Origin of the sequence: Actinotalea ferrariae CF5-4, from assembly GCF_000603945.1 — a bacterium.
Taxonomy (GTDB): Bacteria; Actinomycetota; Actinomycetes; order Actinomycetales; family Cellulomonadaceae; genus Actinotalea; species Actinotalea ferrariae.
The window spans coordinates 1-422 of the sequence record NZ_AXCW01000605.1 but is presented as its reverse complement, the minus strand read 5'-3'; the positions used below and the strand labels follow the sequence as shown (position 1 = coordinate 422).

1 protein-coding gene is annotated in these 422 nt (G+C 80.1%); it reads left to right on the top strand.

Features of this window, described 5'->3' with window-relative positions:
• Nucleotides 1-127: 127 nt before the first annotated feature.
• The coding region (locus tag N866_RS19450; protein ID WP_216699516.1) for a putative inorganic carbon transporter subunit DabA at nucleotides 128-422 on the top strand (295 nt) is incomplete at its 3' end.

Sequence of the window (422 nt, the reverse complement as noted above, 5' to 3'; positions counted from 1 at the left end):
CGACGCCGCGGTCCAGGCCGCGGCGGCCCGGGGGTGGACGCCCGTCCCGGGGCTGGAGGCCGCGCCGTCCTCCGCGGCGGGCGGCGACCGGGCCGCCAGCAGCCCGGACGACGTCGTCGACACCCTCATGAGCTCCTGGCTCGCGGCGTGGACCGACACCGGTGACACGCCGTGGCCGGCCCCGGGACGCGACCAGGGCCTGTGGGACTGGTTTCGCCTCGTCGCGACGCAGGAGCCCTCGCTGCGCCGCGCCCTGGTCCGGGCGGGTGCCCTGCCCGCCCGTGCCGACGCCGACAGTGTCCGCAGCGCCCTGCCCGGCGCTGCCGCGGACCTGCTGGGCGCGCTGGCGGCCGACCACGACCTCACCGCCTGGGCGCGCACCGAGCTGCTGCGCCTGCCCGGCTGGGCCGGGTTCCTCGGAC